We start from the raw sequence: 19,722 nt of genomic DNA, 5'->3' as shown, positions 1-19,722 counted from the left end.
CGGAGTGTAGCTCAGTCTGGTAGAGCACTGCCTTCGGGAGGCAGGGGTCGCAGGTTCAATTCCTGTCACTCCGACCAAATTTAAATGATGTGATATCTTATTGGAAACTAGAAACTCTTCTGAAAAGTATTCAAAGAATCTCCTGCTTGATTAAGACGTTTTCCCTGTGATTGTAATGGAAAAAATGCACTGTTAAGGAGTGAACAATTTAATGGTTTAAAATGCAGATTCTCGGTGATCTTTTTTATGTGTTTTTTTTCAATTTGTTTGTATTGTTCATAAAAATCCCTATACCTAATACTAGCTTCCAGTCCTTCACTAATCGCTGACTGATGGTTTTCTACCACCCAGTTCATATAATTCTTTATTTTTTTTCCATAACAAGTCGCTTCATCCATCCGGTTATTTTTAACAGCGAGCCGATATTTATTTAATAAATACCGAGCGCCTGAAAAATTAAAATTTTCCTGAATCGTCAAAAAATTATGTTCACCTTCGGTAACTCTCTTTTTAATTTCCTCCCACAATACAGAGAGAACCTTATCTTTAGGAAGTTTTTCCTCTAAGCGTATGACTATTAGTACTATTTTCATAAAACCCTTGTGCGCGAGAGATAACGCATGCCGAGCCTGCCTAAGCTGTTTTTGTACTAATAACGTATTAGCAACAGCTAAATAGCTATTCACTTCCTTTTCCATTAACTGATCAAATTTATTCAATAAATTAACAAACATAAGTCTTATTCTAATAATAAAAACAGCTATTATAGCAGCATTGACTTTGTACTTGACAAACAATTCAAAGAGTACCGAATTGCCGACGAAAGTCGGCATCCAATGTCTTATTAAAAATCCCTATGAATGCCGACTCGTCCAATTAGCCTTAAGTTTCACTTGACACTTGCAAAATCCATGTGGGTGGATTGTCCACGACAGGAAAAGGCAGATTTCCTGCCAAAATCCCCAGGTAACGCGAACAAGCCACGGACGTAGGCATCATTAAAAGTCAAGTAAAACTTAAAGCTGAAAATAGTCAATAAATAGAGGCATAAAATGATGATTCTACAAGGATTTTTCTTAATTATACGAACTGCTCTCAATATTTTGTTGAAAATTGAGAGCAAGGTTAATATAGATCCTCTTTCATTAAAATAAGAGGTTTTCTATTACTTGGCTAATGTCTCAAACAAGAACCAGATCCGTCTTTCTGTTTCATCAATATAGTTTTCCAGGATACTTGTTGTTGCCACATCGTTCCCGTTACTACACACTTCATGAGCAGCTCGCATGCGGAGTAGAAAACCTTTATTCTCTTGCAAAAGATCATCTAACATTTCATCCGCAGACAACGTATCATTAACATCTTGTATACTTTGTAGTTCTTTAATCTGGCCAATAGAATGAATGGTTTTTTCGCCCAGTTTACGAACGCGTTCTGCCAGAACATCAATCATAGCAAAAAGTTGCTCAGCATGCTCGTCCAATAAAAGATGATAATCGCGATAATGACTTCCTGACATATGCCAATGAAAGTTTTTTGTTTTAACAAACAAAGCAAAAGAATCCGCTACGAGAGGATTAATGACTCGTGCAATAGCACGACGATCTTTCACATCCAGGTCACTAGGGGTAGCAAGTCTGAGTAGCTCCATTTTCTTCATTATTTAACTCCTCTTCAGTGCGTGAAAGTACATTAATAATTTTTCAGAATTAATATTTATAAAACTAAATACAGTTCTTATAAATATAGACTAATTTAAACGTGAAGATGAAAGTGAGGCAGATAAGGGGGTTGACTTAAGAGCGATTCTGCATTATCCAAGTCCTACAGGGTTGTTCGAGGAACCCGGAATTAACGTATGTTCTGGATTCCGCAGTCAAGCTGCGGACGTAGGTATTGACCTTAGACGCACAAACTTTCGGTCTTTCAATCAGCCTTAAGTTTCACTTGGCACCCACAAAGTCTGCGTGCCGTGGCTGTCCACGGCAGCAAAAGGCTGGCAGCATGCCACATACCTCAGACAAACCACGATAAGTTGGATCGTTAACAGTTAACTAAACGTAGCACCCTTATCTTACAATACCTCGAGTTGATTGGTTTAAGGCATCAATCATAAGAATTATTTCAGGACAATCCGCTTGCATGACTTCCAGTTCAGCAATTGCCTGTTGGACCGTTAAACCCTTGCGAAAAATAATTTTGTAGGCCCGTCGTAATTGATCGATGGTGGGGGCAGAAAATCCTCGGCGGCGTAAGCCTACTGTATTAAGTCCACAAGCAGAAGTTGCATGACCTGCAATCATGACATAAGGTAATACATCTTTACTTACATAAGTCGCTCGTGCAATAAAAGCATAGGCTCCAACATGACAGAATTGGTGGACGGCAGCGTATCCTCCAATCGTTGCATAATCATTCACAGTAACATGACCCGATAAGGCTGAATAATTAATCATAATAATCTGGTTACCAATCATACAATCATGACCAATATGAGAGTAAGCCATCAAATAATTATTATTACCGATACGAGTAAGGCCGCCTCCTTTTACTGTGCCTCGGTTTATCATGCAATATTCTCGAATGATATTATTGTCACCAATTTCCAAACGAGTAGGTTCACCTTTATAAGTGATATCCTGCGGTTCATCGCCTATTGAAGAAAATTGAAAAATTTTATTGTTTTTTCCTATAACGGTCGGTCCCTGAATAACCACATGGGGAGCAATCCAGGTATTCTCTCCAATTTCCACATCTGCGCCTATTACACTACCCGCACCTACCGTTACTCCAGCAGCCAATTTAGCCGAAGGGTGGATCATTGCACGCTCATCTATCACTTTTTGTTTCCTTTGCTGCACTCATTAAATCCGCAGAGCAGGCAAGCTTATCGCCAACGAAAACTTCACCATGCATGCGCCAAAAATCACGTTTTTGACCTACCAGTTTCACTTCCAGGCGCAATTGATCACCAGGTGTTACTACCTGCTTAAATTTTGCATTATCAATGCCGGCAAAAAAATATAAAAACTCATACCCTTCTTTGGGTGAGCGCGATAAATTAGATAAAATAGCCCCTGTCTGAGCCAATGCTTCAAGCATCAACACACCCGGCATAATTGGATTTCCAGGAAAATGACCCGTAAAAAAAGGTTCGTTAATAGTTACATTTTTAATAGCGACTAAATAATCAAATGCCTTATAATCCAAAACCCGGTCAACCAGAATAAATGGATATCTATGGGGTAATAAATTAAGAATTTTAATTATGTCAAGCGATTCACTCATACGTTAATTCCCACTAAATTCATCAACCTGCAATTATTATTTGCTCTTCGGATAGTTTCTGCTTTAATCTACAAGAAATTCAACCTATTGGTTAACCTGTTTTTCCCTCTCCAATCTTATAATTCGCATAATATAATCATCAAGCCGGCGAAAACGCGCTACATTGCGACGCCATCTCTGATGCTCACTTATCGCCGTACCGGAGGAATAAATCCCTGCTCTGGCTATGCTCTTATTGACTGTAGACATAGCCGTAATCACCACATCATCGGCAAGAGTTACATGAGCAGTTACACAACTGGCACCACCAATAATACAATGAGACCCAATCCTGGCATAAGCGCCCAGTGTAGCACAACTGGCAATAGCCGTGTGAGCGCCAATAATGACCTCATGGGCTATTTGCACCAAATCATCGATATGGACACCTTCACTAATTACAGTATCACCTAAAGCACCTTTACTTATTACTGTATTGGCACCTATACGAACATTGTTTTCAATGAATACTCCGCCTAATGCCCAACCCGCATGCCATTGTCCCTGTATTTTTTCACTATTAAAAGGTGGAGCGCCAACGACAGCCCCACTGCCGATCATTACTTTATTACCTATTCGAGAACCTTTCTGGATACAAGCTCCACTGGCGATTACCGTTTGATCGCCTATTATTACTCCCGCATCAATGACACAATTTTCAGCAATAGTGACTTTGTCACCAAGGCAGACTCCTTCACCAATAATTGTATTAATTCCCACAGCAACTTGTCTTCCAAGCGTTGCAGAAGGAGCGACAGATGCCTGGGAATGAATCCCTCCTGTCTGTACAGCAGGTTGATTCAGCATTTCTGCAACAGTTGCCATGCTGGCTAAAGGATTAGTAACAACAAGCGAATTAACTGGACAAAACTCAACATGGTTGGCTGTTAGTAACACAGCCCCGGCTTTAGTATTCGTTAATAATCCTATCAATGCAGGATTATCAAAATAAGCTAATTCATTGCTACCAGCACACCCTAGGGAGGCGACTGCCTGAATGGAATGCATCGCATCACCGTGCAATTCTCCATTCAGATGATGTGTCAATTCAGCGAGGGTATATATTTTCCTCATGAATCAACTAATTTGTTTTATCACGCTATCAGTTATATCCAGCTTATCTGAACTGAAAGGAGCCGCATCTTTCTGAAGAACAATGTCATATTTATCAGTTTGAGCAACATTAGCAATCGCTTTACGGATTTTGCCATACAGATCTTCCATCGCTTCATTGTGGGCTGTGCTCAGTTCCTGCTGATATTGCTGACCTTCTCTTTCAAATGTTTGCTGAGTAGTCATAATTTTTTTTTCTAAATCTTTCTTTTGCGTGTCACTCATAACCGCACTGTCACGCTTGAATTTTTCCATATCTTGTTTTAAGCCTTCTTCCATAGCTACCAGCTTGTCACGACGAGGTTTAAAATCTTTTTCCAATTTCTGTTGTATTGCTTTCATTTGAGGAGAGGTTTGCATAATTTTCTGCAAATCTACTACACCGATTTTCACTCCCTCTGTAACTGCATTATAAGCAACTGCATTAAAACCGCATGCACTTAATACAAATGCAATTAAAATCCCACTCAGACGCTTCATTTGTTACTCTCCTAGTTAAAAGTCTTTGATGCTAACATACTTCATTATCGGTTGCGATAATTTCATTAACTGCTAATCAAAAATCCTCAATTAACCTATTAGACTCATTAAAACCCGGATGATAAGGTAAATTGAAATAGTTGCTCTTCATCAAAAGGCTGTTTATTTAAAGGCTTGGCCAAACTAAATGCCAATGGCCCAAAGGGTGAACGCCATTCAAAAGAAACACCCGCAGAATAACGAATAGGTCCTGCATCAGTTCCTCTAAAAAGAAAAGGAATACCGCGATCAAAAACATTACCAAAATCTGTAAAAATAGTTGTTCGAATAGTGTCGCGACTTAAAGGATAAGGCAAGACAAGCCCCAGGCTTCCATTTGCTAAAAAGTTTCCACCTAACGCATTATAATTATTATCTTTGGGACCTAAGGTAAAACTATCAAACCCGCGTACCTGGCCAGGAGACGCTATACCGCCCGCATAAAAATTTTCAAAAAAAGGTAAACCCTTATCATTGAAAGAATCACCATAACCAATATTACCCAGAACAGTAAAAATAAAGCCATGAGTCAGAGGCTGATAAAATCGTGTCATATAAGAGGCTTTGTAATACGATAAAGAACGGGATGATGCGGGCAAAGCAACCATGGCGCTAGCCTGTTGATTCCAACCTCTGTTGGGATAAGGCAATTGATCATAAGTATTACGGCTCCAGCCCGAAGTCAGGCGAACCTGATGAAAATCGCGACCATAGACAGTAACAAAGTTTTGAATCTGCTGCACAATACCCGCCGATTTAATACGCAGATCCTGGTAGCCATACCCGAGTTGCATACTGCTATATTCACTGAGGAGGATACTATAGCTTACATCGCCCCCAAAACGATCAGCCGAATACGCACTGAGATCCTTGAACCGCTTTGGATCAATCCTCGAATAATAAAGCGACAAGCCCCGTCCCACACCTGTTTTGGTATAAAAAGGATTATAATAATTAAACGAATAATCCTGTCCCCAATAACTGGCATTGAAACCCAGTCCTACGGAACGACCTGTACCCATAAAATTATGCTGATTAAAAGAAGCATTGAATTGAGGACCATTGGTACCATATCCTAATGAAGCTGAAGCTTCAGCAGAAGGCGCCTCTTCCACTTCAACATCCAGATCAACCTGATTATTTGTACCCGGTACCGGAGTGGTTTTTATATTAACATTTTTTAAATAGCCTAAAAGACGCATTTGTCTTTCAGATTCTTTGATGTTATGCAGCGACAACAGCGAACCTTCATCCTGACGGATAACATTACGCAATACATAATCGCCCGTTTTAGTATTGCCATGAAAATTAACACGTCGAACATACACATGCCGACCAGGTTCAACCATAAAAGTTATCCATACCGTTTTATCCTTTTCATCAATACGAGGTTCAGCATTAATAGCAGGGAAACCATAACCAACATCACCTAATGCCAATCCTACCGCAGAAATACTTTCCGTTACTTTTTTACGTGAGAAAATATCGCCTTGCCTCACCTGAATCAGTGAATCAATTCGTTCTTTAGGTAAAACAGTGTTGCCCACCACTGAATAACCTGCAAAACGGTATTGTGGGCCTTCTTCCACATGGATATTAATAAAGACATCTTTTTTATCAGGTGATAACAATACTTGCGAGGACACAATATTAAATTTTAAATAGCCGCGATCAAGATAAAAAGAACGCAACGCTTCCAGAGAAGCGTCCATCGACGCTTTGGAATACTGATCTTTTTTAGAAAAATAGGTAAAAACATTCGTGGTTGACAACGACATTTCAGGCATTAATTCACTACTGGAGAAATCGTGGTTACCAATAAATTTAATTTCTTTAATACGTGAAACCCGACCTTCAGAAATCGTCGCATTAATTGCCACACGGTTTTCAGTTAACTGAGTTACACTGGTTTCGACATGAGCATTATACTTTCCACGCGCATTATAGGCCTGTTTTAATTCCTTCTCCAGATACTCTAATGAAGAACGTTGAAAAACGCGTCCTTTAACCAAACCTAATTGCTTCAGCAATTCCTTCATTTTATCGCTGGGAATTTCTTTATTACCCACCACGGTAATAGAACCGATAGTTGCCCTTTCAACCACATTAACAATCAGGGTATTTCCTTGTCTTTCAAGTTCTACCGATTGAAAAAAACCGGTGTCGTACAAGGTTCGAATAATCTGGGCCGTAGAAGAAGGACCTACTTCCTCTCCCACTTGAACAGGTAGATAATTTAATACCGTACCGACACTAACTCTATGCAGTCCGGTTACTTTAATGTCTCGTACTATAAAATCATTTGCTGCGCGCACCTGCATTGAAAAAATCAATGCTGTTGAACAGCAAATTCCTAACACAAATTTTTTACTGACTTTCTTCATTATTGTTTTACGTCCAGCACTACTACGGGATAATCCTCGTCTTGAGGAGCCAGAAACTCCAGCAAGAATAAAAAAAATTGCAATCCTTTTATAGGAAGAGGCTATCCCTGTCAAGAAATTGTATAAAGTGGTCACATCTCTTTGACCAAATTGAACTATAAGCGTCTTCTCTATTCCTCTTGAACTCCTGGCCAAGCAGGTTGATAGTTATTCTAATTTGTTAAACGTGATATATCGTTACTCAGAGCCAATACCATTAATCCCATTAATAAAGTTAATCCTAAATAAATACCCAATGATTTCACGGGTTCCGAAAGAGGCCGTCCCTGAATGATTTCGATAAGGCAATAAAGTAAATGTCCCCCGTCAAGCATTGGAATGGGCAATAAATTCAATACCCCTAAACTAATACTAACCAAAGCTAAAAAAGATAAATAATAAGCTAAGCCACTACGTGCAGATTCGCCTGCTCCCTGGGCGATACCAACAGGACCACTAATGGTCTGTAATGCCAGTTTGCCCGTAATAAAACGACCAATTAAGGAAAAAGTAGCGCCGCTCAGGTCAACCACTTGTTTAAACGCAGTACCTATGGCCTGGAGCGGGTCTTGACGTTCCAGTCGTAACCATTGATGTGGCCAATCTACCTTTTGAGAACGTAACCCCAGAAACCCTTCATTCGTACCAGGTTTGGTACCCATATGTAAATGAAAAGTCATGATTTGCCCCTGTCGGTTAATAACAAGCGTCAACTGTTCATCCGGATGGAGTTTTACATATTCCACCAAATCCAGCCAGTCATGGAGAGGCTTTCCGTTCATTTGTGTAATCACATCACCTTTCTGCAAGTTTTCTGCTTGCGCTGGCGAATCCTGGATTACTTCACCAATTACAGGGGGGATCGCAGGGATAAAGGGTATTATTCCCAGACTATTTAGCGGGTCGGGTTTTTTTACATCCAGTTTCCAATTGGAAAGTGGTAGAAAAAGCGTTGTTTTTTGTTTGTTTTCCAGCGATTGGACCACGAGATTCACCGATTCACTGCTACCAAGAAAAGGCATTAGAGCAAATTGAAAATCACGCCAGCTTGTTATTTTTTTGCCATTTATGGCAATAATTTCCTGTTTGGGTTTTAAACCCGCCAAAGCGGAAATACTACCTGGTTTTACATTGTCAACAATTGGAGCCAGAGACTGAATGCCAATTACCAAAACCAGCCATAATACTAAAAAGGCAAACAGAAAGTTAAATAAGGGACCGGCAATCACAATAGCAATACGCACCCACACGGATTTGTTATTAAAAGCCAGGTGCCGCTCGGTTAAGGGAACATCTCCCTCAGTCTCATCCAGCATTTTCACATACCCGCCCAAGGGAAACAGTGACCAGGCGTATTCCGTGCCTTTTTTATCATGCCAGCGAGCCAATATTTTACCAAAGCCAAAGGAAAAACGCAGAACCTTCACCCCGCACAAACGAGCGACCAGAAAATGTCCATATTCATGAACTGTTATCAACAATAACAGAGCAAGAAAAAAATAAAGCAGGGTTGCAAGCATAATTATAATCCTAAAGCCAGAAAAGCGAGGCCACAATAAAATAGAAATGAGGCAGCAATTAAACTGTCTAAACGATCGAGTACACCACCATGTCCAGGCAATAAATGGCCAGTATCTTTAATTTTAGATCTTCTTTTAAGCATGCTAATGAATAAATCACCCATCATGGAAAACAACGTAGTAATCACAGCAAGCAAAAACCAGCCAAGAGAGGCATCTGGCCGAAAATAAAAATACCCGCCCAGAGCAATTAACAACGCCAGAATAAAACCTCCAAGCGCTCCTTCTACCGTTTTTCCGGGACTGACCCAAGGTATTAGTTTATGTTTTCCCCATTGTCTCCCGACCAGATAAGCGCCAATATCAGCAGCCCAAACCAAAAACAAGAGATAAACGATTAAATCAGGTCCCTGGGGTTGATGATAAATCAGCAATAGGCATTGCGCAAATAAAGGTAATAATAAAAGGCCAGCACCTGTAATAATAAAGGAATATCCCCATATCCGTTGTGAAACAGGAAAGCCAAGTATTGCAATAAAGATTAGCCCCCAGATTAACATCCCCGTAATTAACCAATAGTTAAAATGACTATTATCATACGTTAGCCAGAATGACAGGAATATACTGATAATAAAAATTACTTTCAGTCCCAATTGCCTGACAGGAATCAAACCTGACCATTCAATTGCACAGGCAAATAACAATAACAGAATTACGCTGGTAAAAAACCAGTCACTGGCATAATAAATGGCAAATAAAACAAGAGGGACCAATATTAAGGTCGTTAATAACCGTTGTTTAAACATCAGGGATCTCGCTTAGTTGCTGAGAAGTTTTACCGTAGCGCCTTTCACGTCGGCTATAATTAGCTAGTGCCTTATGAAACTCGGTCGCATTGAAATCAGGCCACGGTACTTCGGAAAAATACAATTCAGTGTAGGCAAGCTGCCAAAGAAAAAAATTACTAATCCGTTGTTCGCCACTGGTACGAATAAATAAATCCGGATCGGGCAAACCATACGTACTAAGTGCTTGCGACAAAACTGCTTCATCAACGGCGTCCAGAGCTAACTCCCCCGAACAAACCTGTTTTATCAGGGTTCTGGTTGCCTGAACAAGATCCCATTTGCCGCCATAATTAACCACAACATTCAAAATCAGACTATTATTGCTGGCAGTAAGCGTTTCAGCACGTTGCATCTGCTCACATAACTGTTGAGGTAAAGTAATTCTATTACCAGTAAAACGTAAACGAACCCCGTGCTGATGCAGCTCTTGCACTTCCTTTCCTAATGCTTCTATAAAAAGCTGCATAAGAAACTCAACTTCTTTTTCGGGTCTGGACCAGTTTTCACTACTAAAAGCAAACAAACTGAGTACAGGAATCTGGCATTCGAGACAGCAACGAATCACGGTTTTTACCGGGTTAATTCCTGCACGGTGACCTTCAACGCGCAATAAGCCCCGACTTTGTGCCCAACGGCCATTTCCATCCATTACGATAGCAATATGCTGGGGTAATATTTCGTCCAACGCATCCATCCACATCATAAAATGGCAGATAGTCTAACCTCTTTAAGAAAAAATATTAAGTACTGCAAGACAGTTTGGTGTAATTCATCGCGTAAACTGGCTTACAGGCAACGTAAGCTTTTTCAAACTTGATTTCGCTACTTTGGTTTGATTAAGTATATAATCGAATTTTATCGCTCGAGATCATCAATGAATAACAAAAAGCCACTCGTCTTACTCATCCTGGATGGCTGGGGCTACCAGAAAAACAGCCCCTATGATGCGATTAGCGCCGCTCATACTCCTCAATGGGATGAATGGTGGCGTACTCGCCCTCATATTCTTCTGGACGCATCAGGAAAACAGGTAGGTCTGCCCGAGGAACAAATGGGCAATTCAGAAGTAGGCCATATGCATATCGGGGCAGGCCGAATTATCAATCAGGATTTTACCCGCATCAATGACGCTATTATCAGAGGTGAGTTTAACCAAAATCCGGTATTAAATACACTCATTAATGACATGCTGGCAAGTGGTAAAAACCTCCACATCATGGGGCTTCTTTCGGCCGGTGGCGTACACAGCCATGAAGATCATTTGTTTGCCTTTCTCGCCCTGTGCGCGAAGAAAAATTTTAATCGCCTCTACCTGCATCTCTTTTTGGATGGCCGTGATACGCCGCCACAAAGTGCGTTACACAGTATAGAAAAACTTAATCAGCATCTAAAACATTACCCGGGAGCAACCATAGCGTCCATTACTGGTCGTTATTTTGCCATGGATCGCGATAAACGTTGGGAGCGGGTCGCCCCGGTGTATTATTTATTAACCGAAGCAAAGAGCGACTATCATTTCAATACGGCTGAGGAAGCCATTCAATTTTTTTATACTGAAAACAAGACAGATGAATTTATACCTCCTTCCCTCATTGGTAAAGGCAAAGCCATTGCAGAAGGCGACTCCCTCTTCTTCTTTAATTATCGCTCTGATCGCGCCCGTCAACTTACGAAAGCCTTTATTGATAAAACGTTTAATGGTTTTAGCCGTCCTCAACAACCCTCTCTTGCTCATTTTGTCAGCATGACTCAGTATGCAAAAGATTTAATGACTGAAAATGCCTTTCCCCCTTTGTATTTACAGAATACACTGGGCGAAATTCTTGCCAGGAAAGGGCTTCGGCAATTGCGCATTGCTGAAACAGAGAAGTATGCCCACGTTACTTTTTTCTTTAATGGAGGCTCCGAACAGATTTTTCCCAACGAAGAGCGAATTCTTATTCCCTCTCCTTCGGTAGCTACTTATGATTTACGTCCTGAAATGAGTGCTCCTGAACTGACGCAGGCATTGGTAGACGCCATTCACAGTAAGGCTTTTGATGTCATTATTTGTAATTATGCCAATGCGGATATGGTTGGCCACAGCGGCAATTTTGCGGCGACAATAAAAGCTATTGAATGTCTGGACGCCTGTATGAGTGAAGTAGGGCACGCGTTAACGAGCGCCCATGGCGCTTTATTGATTACAGCAGATCATGGGAACGCGGAGACAATGTATGATGAATTGACGCATCAGGCTCATACAGCTCATACTTGTCAACCAGTGCCCTTTTTATATATAGGAAGTGGTTGGCATTTCAATAGCGAAACAGGCAGTTTAATTGATGTAGCTCCAACCCTGTTGGCTTTGCTTGATATTAAGCAACCTGCTGAAATGACTGGAAAATCCTTATTGGTAAAAAATACATGACCTTGCAATCAGTTCATTCATTCAGTTCGGGTCTATATATCAGCCTGGTACTATTGTTTTTCTCTTCAATAAGCTGGGCTGACAATCCTTCTTTAATTCAGACCCAAAGCCAATTAAAACAACTGGATGGACAAATTACCCAATTAAAAAAAATATTGCTAAACGCAAATGATAAGCGCGGTTTGTTAAATCAGGAACTCGCTGAAACGGAAAAACAGATTGGAAAAGGCATCCATCATTTGCAGTTGATACAACAAATCATGGATGAGAAAAAAAAGAAAATCCAAAACGTTCAGAAACATATTAATGAATTAAACAGGAAACTTATCGCACAACAACAGTTGCTTGCCGAGCATGTACGCATCCGTTACAAAACAGGAGAATATCAACCTCTCAAATGGTTATTAAACCAGGATAATCCCTACACTATTAGTCGTTTATTAACTTTTCACCAGTATTTAATTCGCTCCCGACAACAAATCATTGACAAAATTGACCACACCAAACGGAATCTCACGATTGATCAAGAAACATTGAAAAAAGAATTGAATGAACAGCAACAATTACAACGACAACTGAATAAACATCAACAGGCGCTTGAACAAAACAAACGGTATCATAAGGCTTTGATTCAATCGCTTAATAATGAAATTCAAACAAAAGAGCACACGTTATCTGACTATGAACGCAATAAGAAAAAACTTGCGCAATTACTAAAAACGTTAGCCGCACAAAGTATTATTCATACAAATCAATCGTTTACACAAATGCAGCGAAAATTGCCACACCCGGTAAATACTAAAAAGGATAATTTACAAAAAATGAATCAAGGCGTGACATTTTTTGCCGCTGAAGGAACGCCTGTGACCGCTATTTATTCTGGAAAAGTGGTCTTTAGTGACTGGTTAAATGGTTACGGTTTGTTATTAATACTGGATCATGGCCAGGGTTTTATGACGTTGTATGCTCACAACCAATCTTTATTTAAACCCAAAGGAGCAACCGTCCTTCAAGGTGAGCAAATTGCCGCAGTGGGCCATAGCGGCGGATTAAAACAAAACGGACTATACTTCGAAGTAAGACATCGTGGTAAAGCGATTCCTCCACTCAATTGGCTTTCTTAAACACCTCTGGCACTTATATTGCTAGATAGAAAACGATACGGGAGGTAGCGTGCTTGCTGCGCGCTAAACTTACCAAAGGAGAACAGCATGCACAAGAAACGGTTTTATTTTAGCGTTATGGTAACATTGCTATCCACCGCTTTAATGTTCCCGGCACAAGCATTTACCACAGAAAGTTCCGTGACTGAAGATTCTGGCACACAAGCTGCGGAAACCAAACAAATTCCGATGGAAGATGTACAGCGCTTTTCTAACGCGATTGGTGAAATTAAAAAATATTACGTTAAGCCCGTTGATGATAAAGAATTATTCGACAATGCAATACGCGGGATGCTAAGTGGTTTAGATCCTCATTCTACTTATCTTGATGAGGATGCCTTTAAAGAACTGCAAACCTCAACCAGCGGCGAATTTGGTGGGCTTGGTATTGAGGTTACTATGGAAGATGGCGTCGTTAAAGTAGTAACTCCTTTGGTAGATACACCCGCGTTCAAAGCAGGTATCAAGGCAGGCGATTATATTATCAAACTCGGCTCTCAGTCAGTTCAAGGTATCACTCTGAAAGATGCTGTTGACATGATGCGAGGTAAAGTTGGCACAACGCTGGATTTAACCATCTTGCGCAAAGGTGAAAATAAACCACTTACTTTTTCTCTGGTGCGTGAAAAAATCATGATTAAAAGTGTTAAGAGCCGATTGCTTGACGACGGGTATGGTTACATTCGCTTGACCCAGTTTCAGGCGATGACAGGTCAGGATATGGAAAAAGCAATTGCTCAGTTAAAACAACAATCAGGTCGTGATCTTAAAGGACTTATTCTGGATTTACGCAATAATCCTGGTGGTCTTTTGGATTCTGCCATTCAGGTTTCGGATGCGTTTCTTGCCAATGATAAAAACGGTAAACCTGAAACGATCGTCTATACTCAAGGACGTTTACCAGGCTCCAAATTCACTGCTTTATCAACCAATACTCACGATATTTTGAATAATGCACCGATGGTGGTACTCATTAATAATGGATCAGCTTCTGCATCAGAAATTGTTGCTGGGGCGCTAAAAGACAATAAGCGAGCGTTGATTCTTGGTACTCAAAGCTTTGGCAAAGGTTCAGTACAAACCGTGTTACCATTAGATGATAAACGTGGCATCAAATTAACAACCGCCTTGTACTATACACCTTCTGGAACATCGATTCAGGCCAAAGGTATAACACCTGACATCGTAGTAGAAGAAATAGATGTTCCTAAAACGGCCATCAAAACAGACGCCTTTGCCGGTTTCAGCGAAGCGAGTCTAAATGGTCATTTGGATAATAAGAATAGCGATGCAAAAGCATCCAATCATGCAGTTAAAGACGATGACGCCTTGCTGCATGAAGACTATCAATTATATGCTGCATTGACTATCTTAAAAGGTTTGGCGGTGGCAAAACGCTAAACCTGTCTGCTCTGCCTTAAGTTCACCTGGCACTCGCAAAATCCTGCGCGCCACAGTAGTCCGTGGCACGTAGGAAAAATAGCAAATTCAACACGATCTGTTTAGCGATAAGAGCGCAGCAATACCTCTTCTTCAGAATCATCCTCGTCATTAACAGAGATAACTATTTCCCTGTTGGCCAATTCACGTAAAGGCATACTATCATTTGCTAAATAATCATTGTCTTTTTGGGCAAAGAATCGCTGGCTTTGTGATTGCGAGGAGGCTGCAAATAATCGATTAGCGTTATATTCTCTAATTGGCTTATTGGTTTTATTAATCTCTGCTTGTAACGTATTCAGTGTATTTGAAGTGTTTGATAAGGTATTAATAATTATATCAATTGGCTTATTCTTTCTAAGTAATGCAACGCTATTTGTTAAACGTTGTAGATTTTCAATAATGAACCCTTGATCAAAATTAATACCTTCTAATTCCGTATACATGCTATTAAGTTGTTCCAATAAATGGGTTAATGCAGCACGCTCGGTTTTATTGAGTCTTCTTTTTAATCCATTATTGGTAGAATAAAGAAAATGTCCAAATAGCCCTAATCCCGTAAGCATTATTATTATTCCTACTATTGCAAACGGTGCCAAGAACTCGGCACTGTGGGAAAACTGATCATCGTAATTTTTAAGGGCGATTCCGCACTGAGTAAATGAATAGGAGCACTTTTTATTAATTTCATTCTTTAAATCCTGATTTTTCAGCATTTTCAGGAGACTCCATGTTAATAGAATGCCCATTCCTGCTAAACCTAGTAATATGGGTGCGCTACTGAGTGCGATTAAAGATACACTTCTCTGAAATGTTTGTTGCAGTTGATTAGCAAATTGCTGAATGTCTTCTCTCAACTTATTAATACACGCTCGATCCTGTTGTAATTGCAAATATAGTGGTGTATTAACCAATTCCTTCTGCGTGACTAAAGCATATTCATCAGGAGTGATTTTGCTCTCTTTTAATAAAGCGGTTGAATAATGAGGTATTAGTCTTAAAATGTCCTCAGGAAGTTTTTCATCTGAAAGCTTATTAAAAAAAGCTTTGGTTGAAACATTCGTTTCAATATAAAAAATTAATGCATCTCTTAAGTTGCCACATGCTGCAAGAAAGTTATAAAGACTAACTTTCTCTGCACCACTCATATTGTGAATCGGTTTAGATTTAAAATAATCAATTAGTTTGTTCTTTAAATGTTCGCCAAAGGTATTAAAATGCCGGGTAACATCTGATAAATTAGTGAGCACAGCACTTAATTGCCCTACGTTTTCATAGTGTGCTATAGGTTTATTCTCGACTGTTACCCCAATTAACGCTAAATCAGCTAAGGCACTAAGAGCAATCAGTTCATCAGCTATAATTTTAGATATATTTTTTCCTATAAAAGCACCCGTTTTTACCAAATCAATAAGAAGTTCATTTCCTTTACCATCAGGTAATTTCTTAAAGCGTGCCAAAGAAACACAATTTTGGCTATCTTCTAAAAAAGGATCAGCCCCATATTGAAGCAATAGTTCGACTAGCTCCACATGACCTGATTCAAGAGCCATGTCCAATGCACGCATACCCTCTTTATTGACCTGGTTAATAATATTAAGATAATCAGGTTCTTCTTTAATTTTTTGTAGTAAATATCGAGTAGCAGCTTTGTGATTATTTTGAATTGCAATATCGAGTGGTGTCTTTCCTTCATTATTTACCAATAACCATAACTTTTTCTCTGCTATTTCATTTGGTTGCAAAGTAAATAATTCATCCAGTAAATCAATGTTGTTTTTAGCAGAAGCCAGTGAAAATAAAGTTTCATTTGTGGTAGTTTGCGAAAATATTACCTCATCATTTTTAAGCTGGGTAAATAATAATTTAAAAGCTTTTAAATTATCACAATATAATGCCCAATAAAGAAAGCTTTTATTTTCATCATCTGTCGCAGAAAGTGTTATTGAAGAAGAGCGCCCAATAAGTCCAATCAAGTCTTCAACCGCCGAATCATTTTTTATAATTGTTTCCTTTAAAGCATTTTCTAAAATATGCATAAAAATTTCTACCTATAGATTGATTAATGCTTAACAAAATAAAAAATAAATAGTAAACGTTTCTCGCATTTATCATCATTACAGCAAAAAACTAGGTCTTGGTTAATGAATATGGGATAATATCAGCAATTAACACCTTCTGGAACTTTATGTATCGTTTCAAAACAGGACTCCTGTTCGCTCTTCTTATCGGGCAATCAATTGCCTATTCAACGGTTACTGGCTATTTTAATGGTATTAAAACGAATCCCAATGCCTTATATGCTTTTTTAAAAAAGATGCCTAAAGGGGGTGAATTGCACTACCATCTAGCAGGAGGCGCCTATCCTGAAACGATGTTAGCACTTGCAGCACAAGATGATTATTGTCTGGACAAAAAAACATGGGCCATTACAAAAACAGTCGAACATTGTTCAGGAATAAAAGCCCGCGAATTAACCCAATATCCTTCATTTTATAATGAAGCTATTCGCGCCTGGTCGATGAAAAATTTTGTTCCAGGACAAGAATCAGGACATGATCATTTTTTTGCAAGTTTTAATAAATTTATGCCTGTTATCATTGATTACAGACCAGCGCTTCTCGCTGAAATTATGCAACGTGCAGCGAATCAGAATGAACTTTATCTGGAAATTATGATCCTGCCTGATAATGCTCAATCCACCTTGTTTTCTGTAACTCAACCTGTGATTCCTTCTAATTTTACTGCGATTCAGCAACAATTGTTAACTAACAACGCATTCCAGGATAACATTCAACTCACAATTGATGAAGCGACTCGCATTTTAAAACAGGCCCGCCAGGATCTTGATTGTGAAAAAAATAATCAACAAGCAGTGTGCGAACTAACCGTCAAATTCCAATATTATATTTTACGTGAACAGCCTCTGGAGAAAGTCTTTGCGCAAGCCTTAAATGGGTTTGCAGCCGCTTCACGCTCACCGGATATTATTGGTGTTAATCTGGTTCAGCCGGAGGATGGGATTATTGCTTTGCGCGACTATGATAAACAAATGCAAATTTTTAATTTTTTGCACCAGGCTTATCCCACTGTTCATATAGCCTTGCACGCAGGTGAACTGGCTCCCTCCGATGTGATTCCTGAAAACCTGCGTTTTCATATTCATAATGCCATTCATACAGGACAAGCCCAACGCATAGGCCACGGCGTTGCTATTGCATTTGAAGACAACGCTGAAGAATTACTGGCGAATATGGCAAAAAAGCAAATTGCTGTAGAAATTAATTTAATTAGCAACAAAGCTATTCTGAATATTTCTGGAAAGAATCATCCCTTAACTTATTATTTAGCTCACAAAGTTCCCGTTGTCCTGTCAACTGACGATGAGGGCATCTTGAGAACTGATTTAACCCATCAGTATGTCGATGCTGCCCTCAATCATGGTGTTGACTACCCAACCTTAAAGATGATTACCCGTAATAGCCTGACTTATAGCTTTTTAGCAGGAAAAAGTATATGGGCCGATACTTTAAAAGCTATTCCCCTTAGTGTTTGTCAGGATTTTAACTCCACAAGTTGTCAACACTTTATAAAAGAAAACGAAAAAGCCAAACTTCAAGTGCAGCTGGAAAAAAGGTTAGCCTCCTTTGAAGAAGCTTATATTCAACCCTTTAGAGCAAAAAAGGTAGCTTGACAGGTTAAATAAAAGACTGGCTTATTTTTTTACTTTTCATTCGTGTAGTCACGCTAATCTATGATTTTATTACTCTGAACGTCTTTGTGCCGGACAAAAAATTCAAAGTACCGAATTGCCAACAAAAGTCGTCGATTCCAATTAGCTTTATGTAACGCAGCCTGTCCCTGAGAGTTCCACACGAATAATTATATAAGCTATTGAAGATAAAGGAAAATAAAAGCGAGCGTAGGTTTTGCGGGGTCAAGAAAAACTTAAGGCTAATTGGAAGCATCCAGACGTAGCCTTAACAAGAACACCCCGACTTTCATCGGCAATTCGTGTTAATGGTTTTTTGCGGCAAAACACATAATGTTTTCATAAAATCAACATAATATTATGTTAATTTTTTTGTCTTATACTGATGTTATCAATCTATTAGAGAAGGAACCACTTATGTCCTCTTTAACTGGGAAAGAATGTTTAAAAGAGATAGTAAACAATTTTTATCACGAGATAGGAAAACTTAGCAAATCCTATGATTCTATTCTAAATAGTCATCCCTTTTTTGTGACGCATGAAGAGAAAAATAATGACTGTACAAAAATAACAGCAAGAAAAGTAGTAATAGAACATCTATTAAAATTCACTGAGAAATTAATATTAACTCACTCAAGAGACGATTTAAAGAAATATATGCCTGTCAGTTATAGCATCTCTGAAAAAGCCAAACATCTTCAAGCCCATATCGATACTTTAACAGAGGAAGAGTGCCGTAGTATTTTGACTGAATTTTTGAATGATAAACTCCAACCAATTATGGCTGCTAAAAATTATAAAAAAGAAATATTGAACGATACTGCAGAATATATGACCGCTGGAGGCCAAAGAAAAGCCTTATCGTCGCATAATTATAATGATAAATGGTTGTTTTACTTTATTGCGAAATTAGTTATATTAATTCAAGAAACTTTAGGCTTGAAAACATCCTCAGAAAAGCTGGTTGAAAAGTCAATATCCCAAGCAACATTGAGTTTAAAATAATAAAGCATTCCTCAATTAGTCTGGCTTGACCCTTATGAAAGCTAAAAAGTCTTGGAAGTGTCGGCAAAGTAATCAGTGACGGCACTTCAATTGAAAATTGAACTGATCACTTCGTTTGTAAAGCGACATTCTGACATAGTATTTTCAAAAACCCCAGTAATGGGTTTTTCTATGCGCAATTTGCAAGCAATTTAATTGCAGACAGCTTTAATGGCTCAATGGCATAAGCAGCTAAAGCAGCC

Annotated in this window: 16 protein-coding genes and 1 tRNA gene; 6 read left to right on the top strand and 11 right to left on the bottom strand. The window is 39.2% G+C overall.

Annotated features, from left to right (window positions below):
- Positions 1-77: transfer RNA gene (locus T345_RS0104745), tRNA-Pro, on the top strand.
- Positions 78-107: 30 nt separating this feature from the next.
- Here T345_RS0104745 and T345_RS0104740 read toward each other — a convergent pair.
- From T345_RS0104740 to uppS, 10 genes are all read right to left on the bottom strand, one after another.
- Positions 108-833, bottom strand: a complete 726-nt coding sequence (locus T345_RS0104740) for a hypothetical protein (protein ID WP_028388327.1) — start codon at positions 831-833, stop codon at positions 108-110.
- A gap of 332 nt (positions 834-1,165) precedes the next feature.
- Complete coding sequence (locus T345_RS0104735) at positions 1,166-1,660, bottom strand: Dps family protein (protein WP_028388326.1); 495 nt, start codon at positions 1,658-1,660, stop codon at positions 1,166-1,168.
- A gap of 409 nt (positions 1,661-2,069) precedes the next feature.
- Positions 2,070-2,840, bottom strand: a complete 771-nt coding sequence (gene lpxA / locus T345_RS0104730; RefSeq protein ID WP_028388325.1) for an acyl-ACP--UDP-N-acetylglucosamine O-acyltransferase — start codon at positions 2,838-2,840, stop codon at positions 2,070-2,072.
- A complete protein-coding gene (gene fabZ / locus T345_RS0104725) occupies positions 2,830-3,288 on the bottom strand; it encodes a 3-hydroxyacyl-ACP dehydratase FabZ (protein ID WP_028388324.1) in 459 nt (152 codons plus the stop codon). The genes lpxA and fabZ overlap by 11 nt, the downstream gene beginning before the upstream one ends.
- 84 nt (positions 3,289-3,372) lie before the next feature.
- Positions 3,373-4,401: a UDP-3-O-(3-hydroxymyristoyl)glucosamine N-acyltransferase gene (lpxD, locus tag T345_RS0104720; RefSeq protein ID WP_131777760.1), complete on the bottom strand. Its 1,029-nt coding sequence runs from the start codon at positions 4,399-4,401 to the stop codon at positions 3,373-3,375.
- Between the two features lie 3 nt (positions 4,402-4,404).
- The gene (locus T345_RS0104715; protein WP_028388322.1) at positions 4,405-4,920 is read right to left on the bottom strand and encodes an OmpH/Skp family outer membrane protein; all 516 of its coding nucleotides are present in this window, start codon (positions 4,918-4,920) and stop codon (positions 4,405-4,407) included.
- 107 nt (positions 4,921-5,027) lie between these two features.
- Positions 5,028-7,343 (bottom strand): outer membrane protein assembly factor BamA, encoded by a 2,316-nt coding sequence (bamA, locus tag T345_RS0104710; RefSeq protein WP_028388321.1) that lies wholly within the window; start codon positions 7,341-7,343, stop codon positions 5,028-5,030.
- 212 nt (positions 7,344-7,555) lie between these two features.
- On the bottom strand, positions 7,556-8,902 hold the full coding sequence (rseP, locus tag T345_RS0104705; protein WP_028388320.1) for an RIP metalloprotease RseP: 1,347 nt from the start codon (positions 8,900-8,902) through the stop codon (positions 7,556-7,558).
- 2 nt (positions 8,903-8,904) lie between these two features.
- Positions 8,905-9,708, bottom strand: a complete 804-nt coding sequence (locus tag T345_RS0104700; RefSeq protein WP_028388319.1) for a phosphatidate cytidylyltransferase — start codon at positions 9,706-9,708, stop codon at positions 8,905-8,907.
- Entirely contained in the window at positions 9,701-10,399 is a 699-nt protein-coding gene (uppS, locus tag T345_RS0104695; protein WP_423202099.1) for a polyprenyl diphosphate synthase, read from the bottom strand. Before uppS ends, T345_RS0104700 begins: the two co-directional genes overlap by 8 nt.
- A gap of 225 nt (positions 10,400-10,624) precedes the next feature.
- Between uppS and gpmI the strand changes: the two genes are divergently transcribed.
- The 3 genes from gpmI (at position 10,625) to T345_RS0104680 (ending at position 14,724) form a co-directional block, all read left to right on the top strand.
- Positions 10,625-12,160, top strand: coding sequence for a 2,3-bisphosphoglycerate-independent phosphoglycerate mutase (gene gpmI / locus T345_RS0104690; RefSeq protein ID WP_028388317.1), 1,536 nt, complete (start codon positions 10,625-10,627; stop codon positions 12,158-12,160).
- Positions 12,157-13,284 carry a murein hydrolase activator EnvC family protein gene (locus tag T345_RS0104685; protein WP_028388316.1) on the top strand — a complete coding sequence of 376 codons (1,128 nt, stop codon included), beginning with the start codon at positions 12,157-12,159 and terminating at the stop codon, positions 13,282-13,284. Before gpmI ends, T345_RS0104685 begins: the two co-directional genes overlap by 4 nt.
- An 87-nt stretch (positions 13,285-13,371) precedes the next feature.
- Positions 13,372-14,724: a S41 family peptidase gene (locus tag T345_RS0104680; protein WP_028388315.1), complete on the top strand. Its 1,353-nt coding sequence runs from the start codon at positions 13,372-13,374 to the stop codon at positions 14,722-14,724.
- Between the two features lie 101 nt (positions 14,725-14,825).
- Here the strand turns inward: T345_RS0104680 and T345_RS0104675 are convergent, their stop codons facing one another.
- Positions 14,826-16,802 carry an ankyrin repeat domain-containing protein gene (locus tag T345_RS0104675; RefSeq protein ID WP_028388314.1) on the bottom strand — a complete coding sequence of 659 codons (1,977 nt, stop codon included), beginning with the start codon at positions 16,800-16,802 and terminating at the stop codon, positions 14,826-14,828.
- Between the two features lie 149 nt (positions 16,803-16,951).
- On the opposite strand from T345_RS0104675, the gene T345_RS0104670 reads away from it, so the two are divergent.
- Both T345_RS0104670 and T345_RS0104665 read left to right on the top strand, forming a co-directional pair.
- Complete coding sequence (locus tag T345_RS0104670; RefSeq protein WP_051555137.1) at positions 16,952-18,457, top strand: adenosine deaminase family protein; 1,506 nt, start codon at positions 16,952-16,954, stop codon at positions 18,455-18,457.
- A gap of 435 nt (positions 18,458-18,892) precedes the next feature.
- Entirely contained in the window at positions 18,893-19,480 is a 588-nt protein-coding gene (locus tag T345_RS0104665; RefSeq protein WP_028388312.1) for a hypothetical protein, read from the top strand.
- Positions 19,481-19,722 lie beyond the last annotated feature (242 nt).

Source organism: Legionella fairfieldensis ATCC 49588, from assembly GCF_000621525.1.
GTDB lineage: Bacteria > Pseudomonadota > Gammaproteobacteria > Legionellales > Legionellaceae > Tatlockia > Tatlockia fairfieldensis.
Note: the sequence above shows the minus strand (reverse complement) of the source record. Positions and strands in the feature narration are given on the sequence as shown.